The sequence below is a fragment of the Streptomyces sp. NPDC126503 genome (genome assembly GCF_040302405.1).
GTDB classification, from domain to species: Bacteria; Actinomycetota; Actinomycetes; order Streptomycetales; family Streptomycetaceae; genus Streptomyces; species Streptomyces gulbargensis.
Genome location: NZ_JBEORS010000002.1, coordinates 449,409 through 474,925, shown reverse-complemented (window position 1 = coordinate 474,925; position 25,517 = coordinate 449,409). Strand labels below are relative to the sequence as shown.

Genomic DNA, 25,517 nt, shown 5'->3' with positions numbered 1-25,517 from the left:
CCTAGTGGGAGTTTCGGGAGTGGCGGCTCATTGACCGGAGAAAAGCAACAAAAAGGGCGTACGACCGAAACGGGTCGTACGCCCCGGGGGGCACGGCGGCGCTACGAGGAGACGGTGCCGTTCGCCTGGCGGGCGGCCTCGGCGCGGGCGAGCGCGGCGTCGACGACCGCGTCCTCCTTGGCCTTGTTGGGGCCGCCCTGGCTCTTGACGATCGTGACGACGAGGCCGATGAAGAACGCGGCCATCACGATGGGGGGCAGGAGCGCGGATACGTAGTCCATGGCGTCCAGACTAGCTACCCGGCCGCCCGTCCCTCGGACGGGGGCGGGGGTACGGGCCTCCGGCGTGGCGGGAACACCTCGGAGGGCTTCGGCACCGGGCGCTCGCCGGGGGTGGGCGAGGGCGGCGGCTTCGGCCGGGGCTCCTCGGCCGCGCGCCCGCCGGGAAGCGCGAGGAGCCGGGCGCGCGGGACGGAGCCGTACGGCACGGGCGCGGGGCCGGCGAGGGCGGCCGCGGACCCCGTGGCCTGCGCGACGCGGGCCAGGCGGGCGCGGACGGAGCGCTCGGCGAGGATCTGGCAGCGGGTGAGCAGCGCGGCGGCCGCGGGGTTGCCGCGCAGGGCCCGCAGGGCGGCGAGGTCGTCGGCCCCGGGGTCGTACCCGGCGGCCAGCGCGTCCTGGAGGAGTTCCAGGTAGCCGGGGAGCGAGCCGGGCAGGGCCTCGCGGTAGCGGGCCAGGTCCGCGAGGAGGAAGGCGCGCAGCCGACCGGCCTCGCGCACGGCCTCGTCCACGGCTTCGGCCAGGCGCAGGCAGTCCTGTACGTCCTCGTCCTGGAGTGGGGCGGGGTGGAGGGCGATGGCAAGGGCGCGTCGGAGCACACGCAGCTCGTCCGCGCTGAACGCCATGCCGCCGCGGGATCCGTATGGCGTGGGCATGGGCCGACGATACGCGCTAATCGGACAAATTTCGCTTAGCGATCATCGCGGCGCGCCGGTAGGGGTCCGGGCGGCCCACCGGGCCCGGGAGAGCGCCCGGACCCCCGTGTCACATGCGGGAGACGTTGCGCTCGTACACCAGGCGGAGACCGATCAGGGTCAGCCACGGCTCGTGTTCGTCGATCTCCTTCGAGTCGGCGAGGACCATCGGGGCCAGGCCGCCCGTCGCGATCACCGTGACGGCGGACGGGTCGCCCTTGGGGCCCACCAGTTCGCGCTTCATGCGGGCCACGACGCCGTCCACCTGGCCCACGTAGCCGAAGACGATGCCCGACTGCATCGCCTCGACCGTGTTCTTGCCGATGACGCTCCGCGGGCGGGCCAGCTCGATCTTGCGGAGCATCGCGCCCTTGACGCCCAGCGCCTCCACCGAGATCTCGATGCCCGGCGCGATGGCGCCGCCCGCGTACTCGCCGCGCGGGCTGACCGCGTCGTACGTCGTCGCCGTGCCGAAGTCCACGACGATCGCCGGGCCGCCGTACAGCTCGACCGCCGCGACCGCGTTGACGATGCGGTCGGCGCCGACCTCCTTGGGATTGTCCGTGAGGATCGGCACCCCCGTCCTCACGCCCGGCTCCACCAGGACCGCCGGCACGTCCCCGTAGTACCGGCGGGTCACCTCGCGCAGCTCGTGCAGCACCGAAGGGACCGTCGCGCAGATCGCGATGCCCTCGATGCCGTCGCTCAGCTCGACGCCGAGCAGCGGGTGCATGCCCATGAGGCCCTGGAGCAGGACCGCCATCTCGTCGGCGGTCCTGCGCGGGTCCGTGGAGATGCGCCAGTGCTCGACGATCTCCTCGCCGTCGAAGAGACCGAGCACCGTGTGGGTGTTGCCGACGTCGATGGTGAGCAGCATCAGCCCCGCACCTCGCGCAGGTCGAGGCCGATGTCGAGGATCGGGGAGGAGTGGGTGAGGCCGCCGACCGCCAGGTAGTCGACGCCCGTCGCCGCGTACGCCGCCGCGTTCTCCAGGGTCAGCCGGCCCGAGGACTCCAGGACGGCGCGGCCCGCCACCAGGGTCACGGCCTCCGCGGTCTCGTCCGGGGTGAAGTTGTCCAGGAGGATCAGGTCGGCGCCCGCGTCCAGGACCTCGCGGACCTGGTGCAGGGTGTCGACCTCGACCTCGATCGGCACGTCCGGGAACCGCTCCCGCACCGCCTTGAAGGCCTCGGCGACCCCGCCGGCCGCCACCACGTGGTTGTCCTTCACCAGGGCGGCGTCGGACAGCGACATGCGGTGGTTGACGCCGCCGCCGCAGCGGACCGCGTACTTCTCCAGGGCGCGCAGGCCCGGCGTCGTCTTGCGGGTGTCGCGGACCTTGGCCTTCGTGCCCTCCAGGGCGTCCGCCCACGCGCGCGTGGCGGTGGCGATGCCGGAGAGGCGGCACAGGATGTTCAGGGCGCTGCGCTCGCCGGTGAGCAGGTCGCGGGTGCGGGCGGTGACGCTGAGGAGCGTGTCCCCGGCCCGGACGCGCTCGCCGTCCTCGACGTGCCGCTCGACCTCGAACTCGTCCGTGCAGACGATCGACAGGACCGCCTCGGCGACCCGCAGGCCCGCCACGACACCGGCCTCGCGGGCCGTGAAGTCGGCGGTGGCGACGGCGTCCTCGGGGACGGTCGCCACGGTCGTCACGTCCACGCCGCCGTCCAGGTCCTCGGCGATCGCCAGGTGGGCGATGTCCTCGACCTGGACGGGGTCGAGACCGGCGTCCGCGAGCAGCTGGGCGAGGTCGGGGTCGAGCCCGCACTCGAACTCCTCCTCGCCGCCGCAGCCGCAGCCGTCGCCGCAGCCACCGGACTCCCCGGCCGCGGCCGAGGGGGCGCTGATCTGGATGAGAGGGACGTCCACGGGTTCGGGACGGCTTTCCTCGGGCGTGCTCACTTACTGCTCCCTGGGGGCGTCGGCGGTGGGGGGAAAGTCATGCGTGCCGGTCGTCCGGACGTCGAGGGCCCGCTCCGGCGTGAGGCGTACGACGAGATGACGGCGCCAGGCCGCGTCGTCCCGCTCGGGGTGGTCCTCACGCCAGTGGCAGCCGCGGGTCTCCTCGCGGCGCCGGGCCGCGGCGACGAGGACCCGGGCCACGCACAGCAGGTTGGTGGTCTCCCAGGCCTCCACGCCGGGCGCGGCCGCCTTCGAGTCGTCGGTGCCGCCCGCGAGGGCGTCCTCGTGGAGCGCGTCCAGTGCCTCGGCGGCCTCCCGCAGGCTCTCCGCGGACCGCAGCACCCCGGCGCCGGCCGTCATGACCCGCTGGATGCGGATGCGGGCGCCGGCCACCGGCAGCGGCAGGGTCACCGGGGCCGGGTGCGGCACCGGGGCGCCGGCCGCGCGGGGGGCGCGGGCCGCGATGTCCTCGGCGATCCGCTCGGCGAAGACCAGGCCCTCCAGGAGCGAGTTCGAGGCGAGCCGGTTGGCGCCGTGGACGCCGGTGCAGGCCACCTCGCCGCAGGCGTACAGGCCGGGCACGGTGGTCCGGCCGTACAGGTCGGTGCGGACGCCGCCGGAGGCGTAGTGCGCGGCCGGGGCGACGGGGATCGGCTCGGTGACCGGGTCGATGCCGTGGGCCCGGCAGGCCGCCAGGATGGTGGGGAAGCGCTCGGCCCACATGGCGGCACCGAAGTGGCGCGCGTCCAGGTACATGTGGTCCGCGCCCTGCTCCCGCATCCGGCGCGTGATCGCCTTGGCGACGATGTCGCGCGGCGCCAGCTCGGCCAGCTCGTGCTGTCCGAGCATGAAGCGGACCCCGCCGGCGTCGACGAGATGGGCGCCCTCGCCCCGTACCGCCTCGGAGACCAGCGGCTGCTGGCCCTCGGAGCCGGCGCCGAGGAAGAGGACCGTCGGGTGGAACTGGACGAACTCCAGGTCGGAGACCTCCGCCCCGGCCCGCAGGGCCAGTGCCACGCCGTCGCCGGTCGAGACACCGGGGTTGGTGGTGGCGGAGAAGACCTGGCCCATGCCACCGGTGGCGAGGACCACGGCGGGGGCGTGGACGGCGCCCACACCGTCGTGCTGCCCCTCGCCCATCACGTGCAGGGTGACGCCGGCCGTCCGGCCGCCGGCGTCGGTGAGGAGGTCCAGGACGAGGGCGTGCTCGATGAACCGCACGCCCCGGTCGCGTATCGCCTCCACCAGGGCGCGGGAGATCTCCGCGCCGGTCGCGTCCCCGCCCGCGTGGGCGATGCGGCGGCGGTGGTGGCCGCCCTCGCGGGTCAGCGCGATCTCGCCGCCGGCGGTCCGGTCGAAGTCGGCGCCGGTCTCGATGAGGCGGCGCACGGCGTCGGGGCCCTCGGTGACCAGGAGCCGTACCGCCTCCTCGTCGCACAGCCCGGCGCCCGCCACCAGCGTGTCGTCCCGGTGCTGCCCGGGGGTGTCGCCCTCGCCGAGCGCGGCGGCGATGCCGCCCTGGGCCCAGCGGGTGGAGCCGTCGTCCAGGTTGGCCTTGGTGACGACGACCGTACGGAGCCCGGCGGCGGTGCAGCGAAGGGCGGCGGTCAGGCCGGCGACACCGGAGCCGACCACCACCACGTCGGCGTCGATGGCCCAGCCCGGCGCGGGGGCGTGCAGCCGTATTCCGGTCACTTGTCGGCGTCCTTTCCCCGGACCGCTCCGAAGGTCAGCGGGATGTTGTCGATCAGCCGGGTGCCGCCCACGCGCGCGGCGACCGCGAGGATCGCCTCTCCCTCGTGGTCCCCGGGCACCTCGGTGAAGTCGGCCGGGTCGACCAGGGCCAGGTAGTCCAGGACGAGCGGCGGATCGGCCTGGGCGGCGTCGTCCAGGACGGCGCGCGCGGCGGCCCGTACGGCGTCGGCGCCCCCACCGCCCTCGGCGGCCTGCGCGACGGCGTGGGCGTCGGCGGCGGCCCGGGCCTCGCCGAGCCGGGACAGTGCCTCGGCCCGGGTCTCCGCCCGCGTCTGGGCGCCGGGCAGCGAGGTCGCCCGCGCGCGCAGCGCCTCCTGGGCGGCGAGCCGGTCCCGCGCGGCGAAGAGGGCGCGGGACAGCGCGAGCGCGGTACGGCGCTCCCCGGCCGACAGGTACCGGTTGCGGCTGGACAGGGCGAGGCCGTCGGCCTCCCGGACGGTCGGCACGCCGACGATCTCGACCGGGAAGTTCAGGTCGCGCACCATCCGGCGGATCAGCGCCAGCTGCTGGGCGTCCTTCTGGCCGAAGAGGGCCAGGTCGGGCGAGGTGAGGTGGAGCAGCTTGGCGACGACGGTGAGCATGCCGTCGAAGTGGCCGGGCCGGGAGGCGCCTTCGAGGCGCTCGCCCATCGGGCCGGCGGTGATCCGGACCTGGGGCTCGCCGCCCGGGTAGACCTCGTCCACGGGCGGCGCGAAGACGACACTGGCACCGGCGCCGAAGGCGATCTCCAGGTCCGCGTCGAGCGTGCGCGGATACCGGTCGAGGTCCTCGCCGGCGCCGAACTGGAGCGGGTTGACGAAGACAGTCACCACGACGAAGCCCTTGTCGCCGACGCGCTCGCGGGCGGTGCGGATCAGGGTGGCGTGACCCTCGTGCAGGGCGCCCATGGTCATGACGACGGCCGTGCGGCCGGGGGTCGCCCAGTGGGCGACGGCGTACTCGAGGTCCTCGACCGTGGGGACCAGCTCGGCCGGCTCGTGGCGGACGGGCCGGGCGTCCGCGGAGCGGTCACGGGCGAACAGGTTCATCGGTCGTCTCCTCGCGGCCCGTCGGTGCCGGGTCCGCCGGTACCGGGGCCGTCGTCGGGGCGGGGGGCGTCGTCGGACTCCGGGGGGCCGTCGTACGCGGGACCGGTGCCGGGGGCGGCCGGCCCGCCGGGGGCACCCGCGGCACCGGGCCGGGGCGCGGCGGGGGACGGCTCGGCGAGGACGCCCAGCAGGTCCTCGGCCAGTTCCGGCTTGAGCAGGCCGTGGGCGAGGGCCCGGTCGGCGGTCGTCCGGGCCATCGCCAGATATCCGGCGACGGTGCCCGGGGCGTGCTTGCGCAGCTCGGCCACGTGGGCGGCGACCGTGCCGGCGTCCCCGCGGGCGACGGGACCGGTGAGGGCCGCGTCGCCGGACCGCAGCGCGTTGTCCAGGGCGGCGCCGAGGAGCGGGCCGAGCATCCGGTCGGGGGCGGTGACGCCCGCCTTGCGCAGCAGCTCCATCGACTGGGCCACCAGGGTGACCAGGTGGTTCGCGCCGAGCGCGAGGGCCGCGTGGTAGAGCGGGCGGGCCTGCTCGGCGATCCACTCGGGCTCGCCGCCCATCTCGATCACCAGCGCCTCGGCGGCCAGCCGCAGCTCCTCGGGCGCGGTCACCCCGAAGGAGCAGCCGGCGAGCCGCTGCACGTCCACCGCCGTGCCGGTGAAGGTCATGGCGGGGTGCAGGGCCAGCGGCAGGGCGCCCGCCCGGCGCGCCGGGTCCAGGACCCCGACCCCGTACCGCCCGGAGGTGTGCACGATCAGCTGGCCGGGCCGTACGGCACCGGTCTCGGCGAGGCCCTCGACGAGGCCCGGCAGGGCGTCGTCCGGGACGGTCAGGAGGACCAGGTCGGCGCGGGCCAGGACCTGGGCGGGCTCGACCACGGGGATCTCGGGCAGGAGTGCGGCGGCCCGCCGCCGGGAGGCGTCGGAGACCGCGGAGACGGCGACGGGCCGGTGCCCGGCGAGCCGGAGCGAGGCGGCGAGGGCGGGGCCCACGCGGCCCGCGCCGACGACTCCGACGGTGAGCCGGGCCGGTCGGTCCTCGACTCGGGCCTCTGGCGCTGCTGGTGCGTTCACGGTGGGGACGGCCTTCCGTTCCAGTCCTCGGCGGGTACCGGACGATTTCTGGTCATGCTACGCCAGCGTTTCCCAGCGCTCCGTGACTGTCCACAGGGCGTGGGTGACGGTGTGATGATCGGCCCATGGACGTGAGGGGAGAGGGCATGGACGGCGCGAAGGCTGTGGACGGCGTGGAGGACCCCGGGGATCCGGGGGGCCGGGACGGTGCGGCGGGCCCGGCGGCTCCGGACGCCCCGGAGCACCGCGGAGGTCCGGACGGCCTGGCGGGGCTCGACGAGGAGACGGCCCGGCTCTACCGGGCGAAGGTGTGGGGCGGGGCCCGGCGCAAACTGTGGGAGTCCCCGACCGACGCCACCCTGGCGGAGCGTCTGCGCGACCTCGCCGACTGGACGGACGCCTCCGCCCACGGAGGCGCCGTGGTGGACACGTACGGCGACGGTGTGGTGGAGGTCCTGGAACGGCGGGTCGCCGCCGCGCTCGGTCACCCCGCCGCCGTCTTCTTCCCGACCGGGACCATGGCGCAGCAGGTGGCGCTGCGCTGCTGGGCCGGGCGCACCGGCAACCCCGTCGTGGCCCTGCACCCGCTCGCCCATCCCGAGGTCCACGAGGACGACGCGCTGGGCACGGTCGCCGGGCTCCGCACCGTCCACCCCACGGACGCGCCCCGGCTGCCCACGGCACAGGAGGTCCGGGACCATCCCGAACCGTTCGGGACGCTGATGCTGGAGCTGCCGCTGCGGGAGGCGGGCTTCGTCCTGCCCACCTGGGAGGAGCTCACGGACGTGGTGGCGGCCGCCCGCGAACGGGACGCGGTGGTCCACTTCGACGGCGCGCGGCTGTGGGAGTGCCCCGCGCGTCTCGGCCGCGGGCTCGACGAGATCGCGGGTCTCGCGGACAGCGTGTACGTCTCGTTCTACAAGTCCCTCGGCGGCCTGTCCGGTGCCGCGCTCGCCGGACCGGAGGACCTCGTGGAGGAGGCCCGGGTCTGGCGGCACCGGTACGGAGGCCTGGTCTTCCAGCAGTACCCGGCCGCCCTCGCCGCGCTCCGGGGCCTCGACACGGAGCTGCCCCGGCTGCCCGCCTACGTGGCGCACGCGCGCGTGGTGGCGGACGCCGTGCGGGAGGCCCTGACCCAGGCGGGCGCCGGATGGTTCCGGGTGCACCCGGAGGAGCCGGACACCCACCAGTTCCAGGTGTGGCTGCCGTACCCCGCGGAGGTCCTCACGGCGGCCGCCCTCGCCCAGACCGAGGCCACCGGCACGGCCCTGTTCCGCCGCTGGTTCACCCCCGGCGCCGGCGGGCCGCCCGGTGTCGCCTTCACGGAACTGACGGTGACGGGCCCGGGTCTGGAGTGGACGGCGCAGGACGTCCGGGAGGCGGTAGGGGACTTCCTGACGCGCGTCCGGACCTGAGCCGGGCGGGGCCGGGGGATCCCGGACGGCGGCGGTTCGGCGGGCCCGGGTGTCAGCGGGCCCCCGGGCCACCGGCCCGGCGGCGGCGCAGGGCCGCCGCCAGGCGGAGCCGGAGGCGGCCCCGGGCCGGGCGGGCGGCGAGCACCCGTTCGAAGCGGCGGCGGTCCACGGCGGCCCGGAACAGGGCCACGTCGTACGTACCGGGGGCGGGCGGCAGGGGTTCACCGAGGCGGGCGGCGCGGTAGGCGTCGAAGAAGTACTGGTGCAGCGCGTTCATGACCTCACCGTGCGCGCGGTCCCCCGCCCCCGGCCCGCCGATTGACGGCCCTCGTCAAACGGCGGGACACGGCCCCCGCCCCACCCCCCACCATGGTCCGGTGAGCGTGACCATCGACATCACCGGACTGCCGCACGAGCGGATCACCTTCTGCCCCTCACCGCTGGCCGAACTGGGCGCGGCCCTGCACGCGCTGGCCGAACCGGCGCACCACCCCCGGCTGCACGCCTGGACCACGACCACGGCGGCCGCGCTGAAGCCGGAACTGGCGGACCGGCTCCACGAGGCCGACTTCATGTGGCACACCACCCGCTCCGACCTGCTGCTGCCGCCGCGCCCCCGGGAGACCCTCGCCGAGGAGCTCGACGACCTCGACCGCATGGACGACGAGCAGTACGTCGGCGCCGCCCTGGAGATCTCCTGCAACAGCCGGTACACGCACGGCGCGCCCTCCCCGCTCGTCGACGAGCGGATGCGCCGCCGGGCGCTGGAGCTGGGCGCGGCACGCGGTCCCCGGCAGGCCGCCTTCGTGGAGCGGATGCTGGCCGATCCCACCGGCACGCGCGCGTGGCTGCGGAGGCTCCTGGAGGACTGCGACGAGGCCTTCTTCGCGGACACCTGGCGGCGCGTCCGGATCCAGCTCGCCGCCGACGCCCGCCACAAGACGGAGCTGCTGCGGCGCAAGGGCCTGGCCGAGGCCGTGGCCGCCGCGTCCGGCGCGATGACGCTGGAGGAGGACGAGCACGGGCGGCGGATCGTCGTCGACAAGCTGGTCCAGGGCCGCACCAGCGCCCAGGGCTCCGCCGTGACGTTTCTGCCGACCGCGTTCGGCTGGCCGCACCTGTTCGCCCTGCACGCGCCGGGCTGGCAGCCCGTCGTCCAGTACCCGGTCGCCGACCGGGACCTCGGCGGCGCGGCCTCCGTCGAGGCGGTCGCCCGGCGTCTGGAGGCCCTCGCCCACCCCATGCGGATGCGGCTCTGCCGGAGCCTCGCGCGCGGCGCGAACACGACGAGCGAACTGGCCGACGCGTACAACCTCTCGGCCCCGGAGGTCTCCCGCCACCTCGCGGTCATGAGGAAGGCCGGCCTGCTCACCACCCAGCGGCGCGGCCGGTACGTCCTGCACCAGCTCGACGTGACGGTCGCCGCCCGCCTCGGGAGCGACTTCCTGGAGAGCGTGCTGCGCTGAACCCCCAGGGCCGGGCGGCCCGCCCCTACCCGGCGCCGCCGCCCGCCCGGACCAGGCCCGTCTCGTACGCGAGGACCACGACCTGCACGCGGTCGCGCAGGCCCAGCTTGGTCAGGATCCGCCCGACGTGCGTCTTGACCGTGGCCTCGGAGAGGACGAGGCGGGCGGCGATCTCGCCGTTCGACAGGCCCTGGGCGACCAGCAGCATGACCTCGCGCTCCCGGTCGGTGAGCCGTTCCAGCTCCTTGTGCTGCGGCTCGCGGCCCGAGGACGGCAGCATCGGCGAGAACCGGTCCAGGAGCCGGCGCGTGGTGGACGGCGCCACGACCGCGTCCCCGCTGTGCACGGACCGGATCGCGCCGAGCAGCTCGCCCGGCGGCACGTCCTTCAGCATGAACCCGCTGGCCCCCGCCTTCAGGCCGGAGAACGCGTACTCGTCCAGGTCGAAGGTGGTCAGGATCAGCACCTTCGGCGGGTCCTGCTGCGCGCAGATCCGCCGGGTCGCCTCCACGCCGTCCAGCTTCGGCATCCGCACGTCCATCAGGACGACGTCCACCGCCGTGGAGCGCAGCACCTCCAGGGCCTCCACGCCGTTGCCCGCCTCCGCCACGACCTCCATGTCCGGCTGGGCGGCGAGCACCATGCGGAAACCGGTGCGCAGCAGCACCTGGTCGTCGACGAGCATCACGCGGATGGACATACGGGTTTCCTTCGGGGTGGGAGGGGCTCGGGGGTCAGGTGGCGGGCTTGAGGGGCAGGAGGGCGCTGATGCGGAAGCCGCCGCCGGGGCGCGGCCCCGCGTCCAGGGTGCCGCCGACCATGCCGACGCGCTCCCGCATGCCGATGAGGCCGTGGCCGCGTCCGTCGGCGCCCCCGTCCTCGTACATCTCCTGCGGCGCTCCGCGCCCGTCGTCCTCGACGAGCAGGCCGAGGCCGTCGTCGAAGTAGACGAGGCGGACGCTGGCGCCGGCGTCGGGCCCGCCGTGCTTGCGCGTGTTGGTGAGGGCTTCCTGGACGATCCGGTACGCGGTCAGCTCGACGCCGCTGGGCAGCGGGCGCGGGGTGCCCTCGACGGTGAAGTCGACGGTGAGCCCGGCGCCCCTGACCTGCTCCACCAGGTCCTCGATCTGCCGCACGTCCGGCTGCGGCACGTACTCCCCGGCCTCCTGGTGCTCGCCGGTGCGCAGGATGCCGAGCAGCCGGCGCATCTCGGCCAGCGCCTGCCGGCCGGTGGTGGAGATGGTCTCCAGGGCCTGCTTGGCGGTCTCCGGGGAGGAGTCCATGACGTAGGCGGCGCCGTCCGCCTGGACCACCATCACGGACACGTTGTGGGCGACGACGTCGTGGAGTTCGCGGGCGATCCGGGCGCGTTCGGCGGCGACGGCGACCTTGGCCTGGGCCTCGCGTTCCTGTTCCAGGCGGAAGGCCCGTTCCTCCAGCTGCGCGAAGTAGGCGCGGCGGGTGCGCAGGGAGTCGCCGAGGACCCAGGCGAGGGCGAAGGGCACGGTCATGATGACCGTGAAGAAGATCTGCGCGGCCCCCGAGGCGGGGTTGTCCACCGGCCAGCGCAGCTGGGAGAGCGTGGCGGCGCTGAGGCCGCCGAGGAGGGCGAGGCGGGAGGCCCAGCGGGGCCCGTCGTGCGCGGCGACCGTGTAGATGATGACGAGCATGGCGAAGTCCGCCATGAACGGCACGATGCCGAAGGCGAGCTGGGCGACGCCGAGGACGACCGCGAGCACCAGCATCTTCTCGGGCGCCCGCCGCCGCAGGGCGACGACCAGCGAGAACAGCGCGGCCACCACCCCGTACGCGGCGGGCCGGTCGACCGACGGATAGGTCGAACCCACCCACAGCAGCGACAGCCCGAACAGGACGACGGCCCAGAAGGTGTCGACGCCCGTCGGGTGTCTGCGGAGGAAGTCGTAGAGGCGCTGCACGTCACCCAGAGTAGGGAAGAGGGGCGGGTGGGGGGATCAACCGTGGGGCCGATCCTGGGCGCGGGCCCCGTACTCCCCGAGGTGGAGACTGGGGACTGTGACGGATGAGACGTGTCGACGGCGGGAACGGACGGGCTGGCGCGAGGCGGCGGAGCGTGCGCTGTACGGCCCCGGCGGCTTCTATCTGCGCCCCGAGGGGCCCGCGGGGCACTTCCGCACCTCCGTGCACGCCTCCCCGCTGTACGCGGCGGCCGTGGCGCGGCTGCTCGGCGAGGTGGCGGCGGAGCTGGGCACGGACGAGCCCGCGTTCGTGGACGTGGGCGCGGGGCGGGGCGAGCTGGTGACGGGGGTGCTCGCGGCGGCGGCGGGGGCGGGGCTCGCGGTGCGGGCGTACGCGGTCGAGCGGGCGGCCCGGCCGGCGGGCCTCGACCCCCGGATCGTCTGGACGGACCGGGTGCCGCGGGGGGTGCGGGGGCTGCTGTTCGCGAACGAGTGGCTCGACAACGTGCCGGTGGACGTGGCGGAGACGGACGCGGCGGGCGTGGCGCGGTACGTGGAGGTGGCGCCGGACGGCACGGAGCGGCCGGGCGCCCCGGTCACGGGGCCGGACGCGGAGTGGCTGGCCCGCTGGTGGCCGCTGCGGGAGCCGGGGGCGCGCGCCGAGATCGGCCGCCCCCGGGACCGGGCCTGGGCGGAGGCCGTGGCCTGCCTGGCGGCGGGCCGGGCGGTGGCCGTGGACTACGCGCACGTACGCGCCTCCCGGCCGCCCTTCGGCACGCTGACCGGCTTCCGGGAGGGCCGCGAGGTCCCGCCCGTACCGGACGGGAGCTGCGATCTGACGGCGCATGTGGCCCTGGACGCGTGCGGGGCGGCGCCGGGGGCGGTGGCCCGGAGCGGTTCGCTGCTGCCCGAGCCGGAGCTGGTGACGCAGCGGGAGGCGCTGCGGCGGCTCGGGGTCTGCGGTGCGCGGCCGCCGCTCGCGCTGGCCTCGACGGACCCGGCGGGTTACGTGCGGGCGCTCGCCGCGGCGGGCGAGGCGGCCGAACTGACCGCTCCCGGTGGGCTCGGCGACTTCCTGTGGCTGATCCAGCGGGTCCCGGCGGCACCGGCGGGACCCGGGCGGTGAGCGGCGGGCGGGGCCGCCGGGGAGGCGTGGGGCGGCAGGGGATACTGGCCGCATGACGGAGACGACGGTCGGAATCGGCGGCGCGGCGGAGAGCACCGACATGGTGCTCAACATCGGGCCGCAGCACCCCTCGACCCACGGTGTCCTCCGGCTCCGGCTCGTGCTCGACGGCGAGGTCGTCCGGGAGGCCGAGCCGGTGGTCGGCTACATGCACCGGGGGGCGGAGAAGCTGTTCGAGGCGCGGGACTACCGGCAGATCATCATGCTGGCCAACCGCCACGACTGGCTCTCCGCCTTCTCCAACGAACTCGGCGTCGTCATGGCGGTCGAACGGATGCTGGGCATGGAGGTCCCGGAGCGGGCGGTGTGGACCCGTACGCTCCTCGCCGAGCTCAACCGGGTCCTCAACCACCTCATGTTCCTCGGCTCGTACCCGCTGGAGCTGGGCGGGATCACCCCGGTCTTCCACGCCTTCCGCGAGCGCGAGGAGCTCCAGGCGGTGATGGAGGAGGTCTCGGGCGGCCGCATCCACTACATGTTCAACCGGGTCGGCGGTCTCAAGGAGGACCTGCCCGCCGGGTGGACGGGGCGGGCGCGGCAGGCCGTCGCGGACGTGCGCTCGCGGATGGACGTGTACGACCGCCTGGTCCTCGGCAACGAGATCTTCCGGGGCCGCACGCGCGGGGTGGGGGTGCTGAGCCCGGAGACCGTCCACGCGTACGGGGTGTCGGGGCCCGTCGCCCGTGCCTCGGGCGTGGACTTCGACCTGCGGCGCGACGAGCCGTACCTCGCGTACGGGGAGCTGCGGGACACCCTGCGGGTCGCGGTGCGGCAGGACGGCGACTGCCTGGCCCGGTTCGAGTGCCTGCTCGACCAGACGCACAACGCGCTGGACCTGGCGGACGCCTGCCTGGACCGGATGGCGGAGCTGCCGCCGGGGCCGGTCAACCAGCGGCTGCCGAAGGTTCTGAAGGCGCCGGAGGGGCACACGTACGCCTGGACCGAGAACCCGCTCGGCATCAACGGCTACTACCTGGTGTCGAAGGGGGACAAGACCCCGTACCGGCTGAAGCTGCGGTCCGCCTCGTACAACAACATCCAGGCTCTCGCCGAGCTGCTGCCGGGGACGCTGGTGGCCGACATGGTGGCGATCCTGGGCTCGCTGTTCTTCGTGGTCGGCGACATCGACAAGTAGCCGCCCGTACGACGACGGAGGCGCCCGCCGGTCCGGCGGGCGCCTCCGTCGTTCTCGCGGCGGGTCAGGAGTTGACCGCCCCGCGCAGTTCGGCCACGTCGAGCTGCTCGGTCTCGTCGTGCGCGGTGAGGTCGATGACCTGGCCGGCGGTGCGCGGCGGGGCCGGGGTCAGGGGCGTGACGCGGGCGTCCTGGAGGACCTCGTCCCCGACGACGTCGGCGAGGTCCGTGTCCTGCACCGCCTCGATGGCGGCTGCGGCCTTCTGCGTACCGAAGAAGTCGAAGCCTCCCTCGGGGCGCGGGGCGGGCCGGCGGGCGGTGTACGGGACGACGGCGGCGGCGACCGGAGCGGGCGGCGTGACGGGCGCGGCGGGCGCGGTCCCGCCGGCGGCGGTCTCGGCGGTGCCGGCGGGCGGCGCGGCGGCGAGGGCGGGGGCCTGGCTGCGGGTGTGCTGCTCGGTCCCGCCGGCCGCCGGGTGCTTCTCCTCCGGGTCCTCCTCCGTCGCGCCGGCCGTCCGCCCGGCGGTGCGGCGGGCGCGCTGGGCGGCGGCGTTGCGCGGCAGGTCGCGCAGGGCCGCGGCGGCGCGGCGGTACGCCTCCGGGGTGGGCGTCGAACCGGCGGCCGGGAGCGCCCTGGGGTCCCCGGCCGTGGCGGCGGTGGCCTCCAGGGCGAGGACGCGGCGGCCCTCGAGGGCGCTGGCCCGCTCGGTCTCGGCGGTGGCGTAGCGGCGCAGCAGGTCGGCGTGCTCGCCGCGCAGGGCGGCGAGTTCGACCCGCTTGGCGCGCAGCTTGGCGTCCAGCCGGGCCCGCAGGGCGCGCGACTCCTCCAGGTCCGCCTCCAGTTCCGCCGTCCGCTCGTCGGCCTTCCACTGGTCGGCCGTCCGGGCCCGGTGGAGCTCGGCGACCTGGCGGCCGGCGCTCCGGTCCCAACTGCGCATGAGCACGGCCCCGGTGACGGCGGCTCCGGCCGCCGCGGCGGCGAGCAGCCGGACGACCACGAGGTCGCCGGGAAGCCAGGCCGCCGCGGCGCACACGACCGCGGCGCCGGCGACCGCGGAGGGCGGCAGCAGCTTGTGCAGAGGCGGGGAATGGCGGTGGCGTCCACGTGGCATGGCCTGAAATTTACCGTGCGTAGGCGCCGAGTGGGGGGTCGGCCCGGCAAACTCCTGTCCACTTCTCACCGGAAGAAGTGGGATCCCACCCTTCCGGTTCCACTTGGGGCCGACTTCCCTTCCGCGTTCCCTACTTGCTGAGCAGCCCCTTCGTCTGCAGATAGGCCTTCGCCGCGTCCTCCGGCTTCGCGCGCTCGGCGTCCACCTTCCGGTTGAGTTCGGCGAGATCCGCCGTGCTGAGCACCTTGGTGATCTTGTTCAGGGCGGTGGCTATCTCCGGCGCTCCGGCGTCCTTCGCGTTCACCACCGGCAGCACATTGTCGGCGTTCTGCAACTTCTTGTCGTCGGCCAGGAGGACGAGGCCGAAGCTGTCGAGCGTGGCGTCCGTGGTGGTCGTCAGAACCAGCTGGTCCACCCCGTCCTTGACGGCCTGCTTGGCCTGCGGGGTGCCCACGCCCTTGGGGTCGACACCCGCCACGTCGATTCCGTACCGGGCCTTCAGGCCGGGCGCGCAGAAGGGTCGCACCGCGCATTCGTCACCGGCCGCGATCCTGACCTTCAGCTTCGCGCGGCCGAGATCGGAAAGCGTGCTCAGCTTGTTCTTCGCCGCGAATTCCTTCGACACGGCGAACGCGTTCTGATCGACCGCTCCGCCGGCCTCCAGGACCTTCAGTCCGCGCGGTTCCGCGAGCTTCCGCAGCGCCTCCACGGTGGCCTTCGCGTCGCCCGACGCGACCGGCTTCTCCTCGGGCGCCTTCGGGCCGTTCACCTTCGCGTTGAGGAATTCCGCGAGGGTCGCCGCGTATTCCGGTACGACGTCGATCTGACCGTTCTCCAGGGACGGCTCGTACAGTTCACGGTTCTTCACCGTCGTGACCGAGACCGTGTAACCGGCGTCCCGCAGCACCTGGGCGTACAGCTCGGCCAGCACCTTCGACTCGGTGAACGCCGCCGCGCCCACCACCAGCGAACCCTTGCCCCCGCCACCGGACCCGCCCGAGCCGCCGGCCGTCCCGTCCTTGCCCTGCTCCAGGCTTTCCCCGCCGCAGGCCGTGAGCGCCACGGCCAGCGCCGCCGCCCCCAGCACCGCGCGCGTACTCCGCGAGAACCCGTTCACCGAATCACCCATTCCCCTTCGTCGGTCCGGCCGCCGGTCTCTCCGCCGGTCCGGCTGTGTGCGTCCGCCGTGCTCGCGCACCGCGCCCGTGCGCCGTGCCCGTCCCGGGGCGGCCCGCCCCCAGGAGCCGGTCGGCGCCCGCGAGGACGCCCTCCACCACGAGGGCGAGCGCCGCCACGAGGATCGCCCCCGCGACGACCTGCGCGGTGTCGTACAGGGCGAAACCGGCCGTGATGACCCGGCCCAGACCGCCCTGCCCGACCATCGCGGCGACCGTGGCCGTGGCCACCACCTGCACGGCGGCCGACCGCACACCGGTCATCACCACCGGCCGCGCGAGTGGCAGTTCGACCCGCAGGAACACCTGCCCGCCGGTCATCCCCATGCCCCGCGCCGCCCGCACGGCCGCCCGGTCCACCTCCCACACCCCCACGTACGCGTTGGTCAGCAGCGGGGGTATCGCGAACAGGACGAGGGCGACCACGGTCGGCACATACCCCGCGTTCCGCAGCGGCGAGACCATGAACAGGGCGAGGACCGCGAAGACCGGCACCGCCCGCCCCACGTTCGACACGTTCACCGCGAGCGCGCCGCCCCGCCCCGCGTGCCCCAGGCCCAGCCCCACCGGCAGGGCGACCGCGCAGGCGATCAGCAGCGCCAGCCCGCTCACGTACACGTGCTCGGCGAGGCGCTGCCCGACCCCCTCCGGGCCCGTCCAGTGCGCGCCGGTGGTGAGCCAGGTCCACGCGTCCGTCACGACCCCCACCTCACCCACCTCCCGGCGCGGTCCGTATCCGGGCCCAGGGCGTGAGCAGCCGCTGAAGGCCCAGGAGCAGCAGGTCGGCCACGACGGCGAGCAGGACGCACAGCACCGACGCGGCCAGCACCTGCGCCTTGAAGAAGGTCGGCAGGGCGTCCTCGATGAGATTGCCGAGCCCGCCCCGGCCCACCACCGACCCGATCGTCGTCAGCGCGATCGTGGAGACCGTCGCCATCCGCACCCCGGCCATCAGCACCGGCAGCGCCAGCGGCAGTTCGACCTCCCAGAGCAGCCGCCACGGCCCGTACCCCATCCCCCGCGCGGCCTCCCGGGTCTCGGCGGGCACCGCCGCGAGCCCCGCCAGGGCGTTGCGCACGAGGATCGTCAGGGCGTACAGCACGAGACCCGTCACGACGAGCGCCGCCGACAGGCCGAACAGCGGCAGCAGCAGCGAGAACATCGCGAGCGACGGCACCGTGTAGAGCAGGGTCGTCAGCCCGAGGACCGGGCCGGCGAAGCGGGGCCTGGCCCGCACGAGCAGCGCCAGCGGCACCGCCACGACCAGCGCGAGCAGCACCGACACCACCGTGATCCCCACGTGCTGGAGCAGCGCGTCGGTCAGCTCCCCGGCCCGCGTGCGCAGGTACTCGCCGCAGATCCAGTCGTTCGTCACCAGACAGTTCGGCGCGCTCATCCGCCCTCCCCCCGTGGTCGTCCGCCCTCCCGAACGCTTGTGTGACGACCCTAACCCGGGGCACCGACAACCGCCGGAATCCGCCACCCCCCGGCAACACACCCTTCACACACCCCCGGCTCCCAGGGGCCAGAATGGGGAACCATGATCCGGTTCGAGCACGTGACCAAGCGCTACCCCGACGGCACCACGGCCGTGGACGACCTCTCCTTCGAGGTCGCCGAGGGCGAACTCGTCACCCTCGTCGGGCCGTCCGGCTGCGGCAAGACGACCACCATGATGATGGTCAACCGGCTCGTCGAACCCACCTCCGGCCGCGTCCTCGTCGACGGCCGGGACATCGCCGGCGTCGACCCGGTCGCGCTGCGCCGCAAGATCGGCTACGTCATCCAGCAGGTCGGCCTCTTCCCCCACCGCACCGTCCTCGACAACACCGCGACCGTGCCCGCCCTCCTCGGCTGGAAGAAGTCCGCCGCCCGCGCCCGCGCCGCCGAACTCCTCGACCTCGTCGGGCTCGACCCCGCCACCTACGGCTCCCGCTATCCCGCCCAGCTCTCCGGCGGACAGCGCCAGCGCGTCGGCGTCGCCCGCGCCCTCGCCGCCGACCCGCCCGTCCTCCTCATGGACGAACCCTTCGGCGCGGTCGACCCGGTCGTCCGCGAACGCCTCCAGAACGAGTTCCTCGCCCTCCAGGCGACCGTCCGCAAAACGGTCCTCCTCGTCACCCACGACATCGAGGAAGCCGTCCGCATGGGCGACCGCATGGCCGTCTACGGGCAGGGCCGCATCGAGCAGTTCGACACCCCCGCCACCGTCCTCGGCGCCCCCGCCACCCCCTACGTCGCCGACTTCGTGGGCAGCGACCGCGGCCTCAAGCGACTCGCCGTCACCCCCGTCACCGAGGCCGACCTGGACCCCCTGCCGCCCTCCCCCGACCCGGCCGGCGCCCCCGCCCCCGTACCGCTGGGAACGTCCCTCAAAGACGCCCTCGCCGCCCTCCTCCAGCACGACACCGGCCGCCTCGCCGTCACCGGCGACGACGGCCGGCCCCTCGGCGTCCTCACCCCCGAAGGCGTCCACCGCGCCCTGCGCCGCGCCTCCGCGCCGCAAGCCCGGAAAGCTCCGGAGGAACGGCCCTAAGCCGAGAGCCGGCCGCTCATCCACACCAGGCCCGGCGGGATCTCACGGTTCCACGTGTTGAAGTTGTGGCCACCGCTCTCCAGCGTGATCGAGGAGACCCGCGCCGGACTCCGCACCTTCTTCACGAACTCCAGCGTGCCCTTCCGGTTGTCCTCGCCCCGCTTCGACGTCGTCACCAGGAACGAGGACCTCCCCTGCGGCCGGTGGTCCAGGCTCCACAGCAGGTCCGCCCGCTTGCGCAGCCGGTCGTCCCCGTGGAACAGGTCCCCCGTCGTCACGTCCTCCGCCGCCCGGTAGTACGCCGAGAAACCCGCCCCCGCCCCGTACCGGTCCGGATGGTGCAGCGCGATCTTCAGAGCGCAGTACCCGCCCGTCGAGTTCCCCATGACACCCCAGCTGCGCGGCCCCGTCCCCACCCGGTACGTCTCCGCCACCGCCTTCGGCAGGTCCTCCGCGAAGAACGTCTCCGTCTGCGGACCCCCCGGCACGTCCACGCACTCCGTGTCCCTCGGCGGCGCCACCGTCGGCCGCATCATCACCAGCACCATCGGCTGCATCCGGCCCTCCTTCGCCTGGAGGTACGCCGTCCGCGGATACTTCAGCCCTTTGATCAGGTTCTCCGCCGTACCCGGATACCCGGTCAGCACCACCGACACCGGGAACTTCCGCCCCGCGTACCGCTTCTGGAAGTACTCCGGCGGCAGATACACGTACGCCGACGACGAGATCCGCGACCGCTCCCCCGCGACCAGCACCTTCTGGATCTGGCCCGCCACCGCCGGACGCCCGCCACCCGGCACGTCCAGCGCCTGCGTCCCCACCACGCGCAGGTCCTTCGAACCCGCCGAGTGGTCGACCACCACACCCATCTCCTGCTCCTGCCCGAACAGGTCCGCCCACGACCCGTAGAAGAGGAACGACCGGTTCGCCGCCAGACCCACCGCCGCGAACAGCGCCACCTGCGTCACCAGCAGCAACCCCACCCGGCCCGCCACGGCCCCCGCACTCCGCCGCCCCAGCCGCGGCCACCACACGACCGTCGCGCCGAAGAACAACACGGCCACCACCATGGCCAACACGAGAACACTGCTGCTGGTGAGACCCATGGGACGACCGAGCCTTCTTTCCGATGTGCCGGACGCCGTGTCCGCCCGACTGCGTGAGAATTTCCTGAGGGAGAGTGAACCCACCCCCGCCCACCGCCGTCCTAGAAGGCGCACCAACCGGGCCGGCCCGCCACACACACCGCGGAGCACGACCCGGTCCAGAACCCCTCGCAGGACCACGGGAAGCACGGGAAGCGGATGTCTGTCACGGTAGATGGGGACAAATCACGATTGGTTCCGGTTCGGGTACGCCGGATTCTCCGCGGCCCCCGACCCGAGAAAGTCCCCTCCCTCGTCGGCACGGCCTGCACCCTCATCGGCCTCATCGACATCGCCGCCGGAGTCTTCCCCCGCTTCCGCGCCAGCCGCGTCCACGCGATCGCCGAAGTCCTCCCCGGCACCCTCGGCCCCCTCTCCGCCGCCCTCTCCCTGAGCGCCGGCGTCCTCCTGCTCCTCCTCGCCCACGGACTCAAGCGCCACAAGCGCCGCGCCTGGCGCGCCGCCGTCGTCCTCCTCCCCCTCGGCGCCGCCGCCCAGTTCATCTGGCGCCACTCCGTCCTCGGCGCCCTCCTCTCCCTGGCGCTCCTCGCCCTCCTCGTACGCCACCGCGGCGAATTCGCCGCCCTCCCCGACCCCCGAAGCCGCTGGCGCGCCCTCGCCAACTTCATCGTCATGGGCGCCGGCTCCCTCGCCCTCGGCCTCGTCATCGTCAGCGCCCACCCCCGCCGGGTCGTCGGCGACCCCAGCCTCTCCGACCGCCTCGAACACGTCTTGTACGGACTCTTCGGCGTCGAAGGCCCCATCGCCTACACCCACGGCGTCGACTGGACCGTCGGCTACTCCCTCGGCGCCCTCGGCATGCTGACCGCGCTCACCACCATCTACCTCGCCCTGCGCCCCGAGCACCCCGCCGCCCGCCTCACCGACGACGACGAGACACGCCTGCGCGCCCTCCTCGCCCAGCACGGCGGACGCGACTCCCTCGGCCACTTCGCCCTCCGCCGCGACAAGGGCGTCGTCTTCTCCCCCAGCGGCAAGGCCGCCGTCTGCTACCGCGTCGTCTCCGGCGTCATGCTCGCCAGCGGCGACCCCATCGGCGACGTCGAAGCCTGGCCCGGCGCCATCGAACGCTTCATGGACGAGGCCAAAGCCCACTCCTGGACCCCCGCCGTCATGGGCTGCTCCGAGACCGGCGGCCACGTCTGGACCCGCGAGACCGGCCTCGACGCCCTCGAACTCGGCGACGAGGCGGTGGTGGACGTCGCGGATTTCTCCCTCTCCGGACGGGCCATGCGCAACGTCCGCCAGATGGTCAAACGCATCGAACGCAACGGCTACACCACCCAGGTCCGCCGCGTCCGTGACCTCACCGACACCGAACTCGAACAGATCCGCGCCGCCGCCGCCCACTGGCGCGGCACCGACACCGAGCGCGGCTTCTCCATGGCCCTCGGCCGCATCGGCGCCCCCGGCGACGGCGACGCCGTCATAGCCACCGCCCACAAGACCGATAACGCCGACGACACCGACAATGCCGCCGACACCGCCCCCGGCCCCTTCGGCGACCTCAAAGCCATCATCCACTTCGTGCCCTGGGGCCCCGACGGCATGTCCCTGGAACTCATGCGCCGCGACCGCTCCGCCGACCCCGGCATGAACGAGCTCCTCATCGTCGCCGCCCTCCAGGCCGCCCCCACCCTCGGCATCGCCCGCGTCTCGCTCAACTTCGCCATGTTCCGCGCGGCCCTCGCCCGCGGCGAGAAGATCGGCGCCGGCCCCGTCCTGCGCGCCTGGCGCGGCCTCCTCGTCTTCCTCTCCCGCTGGTTCCAGATCGAATCCCTGTACAAATTCAACGCCAAGTTCCAGCCACGCTGGGAACCCCGCTTCGTCGTCTACCGCAAGAGCCGCGACCTCCCCCGCATCGGCTTCGCCGCCATGCAGGCCGAAGGCTTCGTCAACCTCTCCCTGCCCCGCCCCTTCACCCGCAGGGCCACCCCCGCCCCCCGCCCCTGCGCCCACCTGCCCGCACCCACCCGCCCCGAGCAGGAGGTCCGCGCGGCCTGATCCCACCCCCGGGCCCTACGCTGGACACATGAGTACGACGATCGACCGCGGGACCGCCCGCGGCCTGCCGGAGTGGGACCGCTGCGCCGTCATGGGCGTGGTCAACGTGACCCCGGACTCCTTCTCCGACGGCGGCCGCTGGTTCGACACCACGGCCGCCGTCAAACACGGCCTCGACCTCGTCGCCGAAGGCGCCGACCTGGTGGACGTCGGCGGCGAATCCACCCGCCCCGGCGCCACCCGCGTCGACGAGGACGAAGAACTCCGCCGCGTCATCCCCGTCGTCCGCGGCCTCACCGCCGAAGGCGTCACCGTCTCCGTCGACACCATGCGCGCCACCGTCGCCGCCCGCGCCGTCGACGCCGGCGCCACCCTCGTCAACGACGTCAGCGGCGGCCTCGCCGACCCCCGCATGATCCCCACCGTCGCCGCCGCCGACGTCCCCTTCGTCGTCATGCACTGGCGCGGCTTCAGCAAGGACATGAACAACCTCGCCGTCTACGACGACGTCGTCACCGAGGTCGTCGACGAACTCCGCCTCCGCCTCGAAGCCGTCATCGACGGCGGCATCCACCCCGACCGACTCATCGTCGACCCCGGACTCGGCTTCGCCAAACACGCCCCCCACGACCTCGCCCTCGTCGCCCACCTCCCCCGGCTCCGCGCCCTCGGCCACCCCCTCCTCGTCGCCGCCTCCCGCAAACGCTTCCTCGGCCACGTCCTCGCCCGCGAAGGCGCCGCCCCACCCCCCGCACGCGAACGCGACGCCGCCACCGCAGCCGTCTCCGCCATCGCGGCCCACGAAGGCGCCTGGGCCGTCCGCGTCCACGAAGTACGCGCCACCGCCGACGCCGTCCGCGTCGCCAGGGCCGTAGAAGGAGCCGCGTGACCCCCACCACCGACCGGACCGCCGTCGAAGCCGCCAACACCGCCTTCTACGAAGCGATGGAAACCGGCGACTTCGACACCGTCTCCCAGCTCTGGCTCGACGACGGCGCCACCCCCATCACCTGCGTCCACCCCGGCTGGCCCGTCCTCACCGGCCGCGGGGAAGTACTCCGCTCCTACGCCCTGATCATGGCGAACACGGAGTACATCCAGTTCTTCCTCACCGACCTCACCGTCACCGTCACCGGCGACACCGCCCTCGTCACCTGCACCGAGAACATCCTCAGCGGCGGCCCCGCCGAGGACGGCGCCGAACTCGGCCCCCTCATGGGACAGCTCGTCGTCGCCACCAACCTCTTCCGCCGCACCCCCGAAGGCTGGCGGATCTGGTCCCACCACGCCTCCCCCGTCCTCACCGAGACGGACGACACACCCGGCGGCGACGACCCCGGCGCCCCGGGCCTCCCCGGCACCCCCTGACCCCACCACCACCCCCCACAACCGGCCACCACGCCCCCACGGACAGGTGCTGTCGGTGCCCGCGGGTAGATTCGACAAAGGACACCCGGCCGTCCGCACCCGGCTGCGTGGCCACCCGAACTACGACAGCAGGAGTGATTCGCGTGGATCGTGTCGCGCTGCGCGGCCTCAAGGCCCGAGGCCACCACGGCGTCTTCCCCAAGGAGCGCGAGGAGGGCCAGACCTTCATCGTGGACCTGGTCCTCGGCCTGGACACCCGCCCGGCGGCCGCCGACGACGACCTGACGAAGACGGTGCACTACGGCATCGTCGCCGAAGAGGTCGTCGACGTGGTCCAGGGAGAACCCGTCGACCTCATCGAAACCCTCGCCGAGCGCATCGCCCAGCAATGCCTCAGCCACGCCGGCGTCCAGGAAGTGGAGGTCGTCGTCCACAAACCCGACGCGCCCATCACCGTCCCCTTCGACGACGTGACCGTCACCATCACCCGGAGCCGACGATGAAGCCGACCCAGAGCGACCCCACCGTCCAGCCCGTGCCCGCCGCCGTCGTCGAGACCGTCGACGCCGCCGACACCACCCTCTCCAACCCCCGCTGGGCCGTCCTCGCCCTCGGCGCCAACCTCGGCAACCGCCTGGAAACCCTCCAGGGCGCCGTCGACGCCCTCGCCGACACCCCCGGCCTCCGCGTCAAAGCCGTCTCCCCCGTCTACGAGACGGAACCCTGGGGCGTCGAACCCGGCAGCCAGCCCTCCTACCTCAACGCCGTCGCCCTCGTGAAGACCACCCTGCCGCCCTCCTCCCTCCTGGAGCGGGCCCACGCGGTCGAGGAAGCCTTCCACCGCGTCCGCGAAGAGCGCTGGGGCGCCCGCACCATCGACGTCGACATCATCACGTACGCCGACGTCGTCTCCGACGACCCCGTCCTCACCCTTCCCCACCCCCGCGCCCACCAGCGCGCCTTCGTCCTCGCCCCCTGGAACGACGTCGACCCCGCCGCGCTCCTGCCCGGCCACGGAGCCGTCGCCGACCTCCTGACCTCCCTCGGACACGCGGACGTCACCCCCCGTGACGACCTGGAACTCCGTCTGCCCGAGTAATCGTTACGCTCGTGGCAGACCGCTCCGCGACCACATGAAGGACACCCGGTGAAACAACTGCGGCTGAAGGTGCTCGCCGGACTGTTCCTGGTGGCCGGCATCCTCTCCTGGGGCGCCAGCCGCCTCTGGGACTCCGTCGGCACCCTTCCCAGCGTGCCCCTCGCCGCCCCCGTCGTCCTCGCCGTCATCGCGGCGGTCCTCGCCGCCACGGCGCTCTCCCTGCGCGCCCGCCTCAGGGCCCAGCGGGAGCGCCGCCCCGGCGCGAAGGGCGTGGAACCCCTGATGGCGGCCCGGGCGGTCGTCTTCGGCCAGGCCAGCGCGCTGGTCGCCGCGCTCGTCGCCGGCATGTACGGAGGCATCGGCGTCTTCCTCCTCGCCTCCCTCGACGTCCCGGCCCGCCGCGACCAGGCCCTCTACGCGGCCCTCTCGGTCGCGGCGGGCATCGGCGTGATCGCCGCCGCCCTCTTCCTGGAGCACGTCTGCAAGCTCCCGGAGGACGACGACGAAGGCCCGGGCGAGGCCCGGGCCTGAGACTCGCCGACCGCGCCGGCTAGCGGGCCAGTATCAGGGACATAGCCTCGGCGCGGGTGGTGGCGTCCCGCAGTTGTCCCCGTACGGCCGAGGTGGTCGTCTTCGCGCCGGGCTTGCGGACGCCGCGGAGCGCCATGCACATGTGCTCCGCCTCGATCACGACGATCGCGCCCCGGGCTTCGAGGATCCTCATCAGGGAGTCGGCGATCTGCGTGGTCAGTCGCTCCTGGACCTGCGGACGGCGGGCGAAAACGTCGACGAGGCGGGCCAGCTTGGACAGGCCGGTGATTTTGCCCGTTTCAGCCGGAATGTAGCCAATGTGCGCTACGCCATGGAATGGGAGGAGATGATGTTCACATTGAGACGTCAGTTCGATGTCCTTCACGAGCACCATCTCGTCATGCCCCAGGTCGAACGTCGTCGTCAGAACGTCCTCGGGCTTCTGCCAGAGCCCCGCGAACAGCTCCCTGTACGCCCGCGCCACCCGCGCCGGCGTCTCCCGCAGCCCCTCGCGGTCCGGGTCCTCCCCGACCGCGATGAGGAGCTCTCGTACGGCGTTCTCGGCGCGCTTCTCGTCGAACTCGCCGATCGTGCCCTCGCCGTCCAGCGTCACCGGGTCGGTCATCTGTGCCTCGTTCCGTCTGTCTGAACATGGCG

General features: G+C 74.0%; 27 protein-coding genes. 11 read left to right on the top strand and 16 right to left on the bottom strand.

Annotation, left to right across the window (positions count from 1 at the left end; translation table 11 throughout):
* Positions 1-101 precede the first annotated feature (101 nt).
* The 7 genes from ABTY40_RS05030 to ABTY40_RS05000 form a co-directional block, all read right to left on the bottom strand.
* Positions 102-281: a hypothetical protein gene (locus ABTY40_RS05030; protein WP_345288415.1), complete on the bottom strand. Its 180-nt coding sequence runs from the start codon at positions 279-281 to the stop codon at positions 102-104.
* Positions 282-295: 14 nt separating this feature from the next.
* Positions 296-904 carry a hypothetical protein gene (locus ABTY40_RS05025; RefSeq protein ID WP_352058240.1) on the bottom strand — a complete coding sequence of 203 codons (609 nt, stop codon included), beginning with the start codon at positions 902-904 and terminating at the stop codon, positions 296-298.
* Between the two features lie 139 nt (positions 905-1,043).
* Positions 1,044-1,850, bottom strand: coding sequence for a type III pantothenate kinase (locus tag ABTY40_RS05020; RefSeq protein WP_352058193.1), 807 nt, complete (start codon positions 1,848-1,850; stop codon positions 1,044-1,046).
* Positions 1,850-2,875 (bottom strand): carboxylating nicotinate-nucleotide diphosphorylase, encoded by a 1,026-nt coding sequence (gene nadC, locus ABTY40_RS05015; RefSeq protein WP_352058192.1) that lies wholly within the window; start codon positions 2,873-2,875, stop codon positions 1,850-1,852. Before nadC ends, ABTY40_RS05020 begins: the two co-directional genes overlap by 1 nt.
* Positions 2,876-4,570 (bottom strand): L-aspartate oxidase, encoded by a 1,695-nt coding sequence (locus ABTY40_RS05010; RefSeq protein ID WP_352058191.1) that lies wholly within the window; start codon positions 4,568-4,570, stop codon positions 2,876-2,878. It lies immediately after the preceding gene.
* Entirely contained in the window at positions 4,567-5,658 is a 1,092-nt protein-coding gene (gene panC / locus ABTY40_RS05005; RefSeq protein WP_352058190.1) for a pantoate--beta-alanine ligase, read from the bottom strand. The genes ABTY40_RS05010 and panC overlap by 4 nt, the downstream gene beginning before the upstream one ends.
* Entirely contained in the window at positions 5,655-6,731 is a 1,077-nt protein-coding gene (locus ABTY40_RS05000) for a Rossmann-like and DUF2520 domain-containing protein (RefSeq protein ID WP_352058189.1), read from the bottom strand. The genes panC and ABTY40_RS05000 overlap by 4 nt, the downstream gene beginning before the upstream one ends.
* Before the next feature lie 125 nt (positions 6,732-6,856).
* On the opposite strand from ABTY40_RS05000, the gene ABTY40_RS04995 reads away from it, so the two are divergent.
* Positions 6,857-8,146 (top strand): threonine aldolase family protein, encoded by a 1,290-nt coding sequence (locus ABTY40_RS04995; protein WP_352058188.1) that lies wholly within the window; start codon positions 6,857-6,859, stop codon positions 8,144-8,146.
* A gap of 52 nt (positions 8,147-8,198) precedes the next feature.
* Here the strand turns inward: ABTY40_RS04995 and ABTY40_RS04990 are convergent, their stop codons facing one another.
* Positions 8,199-8,423 (bottom strand): hypothetical protein, encoded by a 225-nt coding sequence (locus tag ABTY40_RS04990; RefSeq protein WP_352058187.1) that lies wholly within the window; start codon positions 8,421-8,423, stop codon positions 8,199-8,201.
* Between the two features lie 100 nt (positions 8,424-8,523).
* On the opposite strand from ABTY40_RS04990, the gene ABTY40_RS04985 reads away from it, so the two are divergent.
* Positions 8,524-9,612 carry a DUF5937 family protein gene (locus ABTY40_RS04985; RefSeq protein WP_352058186.1) on the top strand — a complete coding sequence of 363 codons (1,089 nt, stop codon included), beginning with the start codon at positions 8,524-8,526 and terminating at the stop codon, positions 9,610-9,612.
* A gap of 25 nt (positions 9,613-9,637) precedes the next feature.
* Here the strand turns inward: ABTY40_RS04985 and ABTY40_RS04980 are convergent, their stop codons facing one another.
* Both ABTY40_RS04980 and ABTY40_RS04975 read right to left on the bottom strand, forming a co-directional pair.
* Positions 9,638-10,312: a response regulator gene (locus tag ABTY40_RS04980; RefSeq protein WP_352058184.1), complete on the bottom strand. Its 675-nt coding sequence runs from the start codon at positions 10,310-10,312 to the stop codon at positions 9,638-9,640.
* A gap of 34 nt (positions 10,313-10,346) precedes the next feature.
* Positions 10,347-11,549 (bottom strand): sensor histidine kinase, encoded by a 1,203-nt coding sequence (locus ABTY40_RS04975; RefSeq protein WP_352058183.1) that lies wholly within the window; start codon positions 11,547-11,549, stop codon positions 10,347-10,349.
* A gap of 97 nt (positions 11,550-11,646) precedes the next feature.
* Here ABTY40_RS04975 and ABTY40_RS04970 point away from each other — a divergent pair, with 97 nt between their 5' ends.
* Both ABTY40_RS04970 and ABTY40_RS04965 read left to right on the top strand, forming a co-directional pair.
* Entirely contained in the window at positions 11,647-12,675 is a 1,029-nt protein-coding gene (locus tag ABTY40_RS04970; protein ID WP_352058181.1) for an SAM-dependent methyltransferase, read from the top strand.
* A gap of 52 nt (positions 12,676-12,727) precedes the next feature.
* Positions 12,728-13,870, top strand: coding sequence for an NADH-quinone oxidoreductase subunit D (locus ABTY40_RS04965; protein WP_352058180.1), 1,143 nt, complete (start codon positions 12,728-12,730; stop codon positions 13,868-13,870).
* 64 nt (positions 13,871-13,934) lie between these two features.
* Here the strand turns inward: ABTY40_RS04965 and ABTY40_RS04960 are convergent, their stop codons facing one another.
* The 4 genes from ABTY40_RS04960 to ABTY40_RS04945 form a co-directional block, all read right to left on the bottom strand.
* A complete protein-coding gene (locus ABTY40_RS04960) occupies positions 13,935-14,981 on the bottom strand; it encodes a hypothetical protein (RefSeq protein ID WP_352058179.1) in 1,047 nt (348 codons plus the stop codon).
* A 130-nt stretch (positions 14,982-15,111) separates the two neighbouring features.
* Entirely contained in the window at positions 15,112-16,110 is a 999-nt protein-coding gene (locus ABTY40_RS04955; protein WP_352058178.1) for an ABC transporter substrate-binding protein, read from the bottom strand.
* Positions 16,103-16,864: an ABC transporter permease gene (locus ABTY40_RS04950; protein WP_352058177.1), complete on the bottom strand. Its 762-nt coding sequence runs from the start codon at positions 16,862-16,864 to the stop codon at positions 16,103-16,105. The genes ABTY40_RS04955 and ABTY40_RS04950 overlap by 8 nt, the downstream gene beginning before the upstream one ends.
* A 1-nt stretch (position 16,865) precedes the next feature.
* The gene (locus ABTY40_RS04945; RefSeq protein ID WP_352058176.1) at positions 16,866-17,552 is read right to left on the bottom strand and encodes an ABC transporter permease; all 687 of its coding nucleotides are present in this window, start codon (positions 17,550-17,552) and stop codon (positions 16,866-16,868) included.
* 144 nt (positions 17,553-17,696) lie between these two features.
* On the opposite strand from ABTY40_RS04945, the gene ABTY40_RS04940 reads away from it, so the two are divergent.
* Positions 17,697-18,692, top strand: coding sequence for an ABC transporter ATP-binding protein (locus tag ABTY40_RS04940; RefSeq protein ID WP_352058175.1), 996 nt, complete (start codon positions 17,697-17,699; stop codon positions 18,690-18,692).
* Here ABTY40_RS04940 and ABTY40_RS04935 read toward each other — a convergent pair.
* Positions 18,689-19,798 carry an alpha/beta hydrolase gene (locus ABTY40_RS04935; protein WP_352058174.1) on the bottom strand — a complete coding sequence of 370 codons (1,110 nt, stop codon included), beginning with the start codon at positions 19,796-19,798 and terminating at the stop codon, positions 18,689-18,691. The genes ABTY40_RS04940 and ABTY40_RS04935 overlap by 4 nt on opposite strands.
* A gap of 198 nt (positions 19,799-19,996) precedes the next feature.
* On the opposite strand from ABTY40_RS04935, the gene ABTY40_RS04930 reads away from it, so the two are divergent.
* From ABTY40_RS04930 to ABTY40_RS04905, 6 genes are all read left to right on the top strand, one after another.
* A complete protein-coding gene (locus ABTY40_RS04930) occupies positions 19,997-21,862 on the top strand; it encodes a phosphatidylglycerol lysyltransferase domain-containing protein (RefSeq protein WP_352058173.1) in 1,866 nt (621 codons plus the stop codon).
* 28 nt (positions 21,863-21,890) lie between these two features.
* A complete protein-coding gene (gene folP, locus ABTY40_RS04925; RefSeq protein ID WP_345287889.1) occupies positions 21,891-22,751 on the top strand; it encodes a dihydropteroate synthase in 861 nt (286 codons plus the stop codon).
* Positions 22,748-23,230: a nuclear transport factor 2 family protein gene (locus ABTY40_RS04920; RefSeq protein WP_352058172.1), complete on the top strand. Its 483-nt coding sequence runs from the start codon at positions 22,748-22,750 to the stop codon at positions 23,228-23,230. The genes folP and ABTY40_RS04920 overlap by 4 nt, the downstream gene beginning before the upstream one ends.
* Before the next feature lie 143 nt (positions 23,231-23,373).
* A complete protein-coding gene (gene folB, locus ABTY40_RS04915; protein WP_352058171.1) occupies positions 23,374-23,733 on the top strand; it encodes a dihydroneopterin aldolase in 360 nt (119 codons plus the stop codon).
* Positions 23,730-24,329: a 2-amino-4-hydroxy-6-hydroxymethyldihydropteridine diphosphokinase gene (folK, locus tag ABTY40_RS04910; protein WP_352058170.1), complete on the top strand. Its 600-nt coding sequence runs from the start codon at positions 23,730-23,732 to the stop codon at positions 24,327-24,329. The genes folB and folK overlap by 4 nt, the downstream gene beginning before the upstream one ends.
* A 48-nt stretch (positions 24,330-24,377) precedes the next feature.
* Positions 24,378-24,860, top strand: a complete 483-nt coding sequence (locus ABTY40_RS04905) for a DUF3180 domain-containing protein (protein ID WP_352058169.1) — start codon at positions 24,378-24,380, stop codon at positions 24,858-24,860.
* Positions 24,861-24,879: 19 nt separating this feature from the next.
* On the opposite strand, the gene folE is transcribed toward ABTY40_RS04905, so the two are convergent.
* On the bottom strand, positions 24,880-25,485 hold the full coding sequence (gene folE, locus ABTY40_RS04900; protein ID WP_352058168.1) for a GTP cyclohydrolase I FolE: 606 nt from the start codon (positions 25,483-25,485) through the stop codon (positions 24,880-24,882).
* Positions 25,486-25,517: the final 32 nt, after the last annotated feature.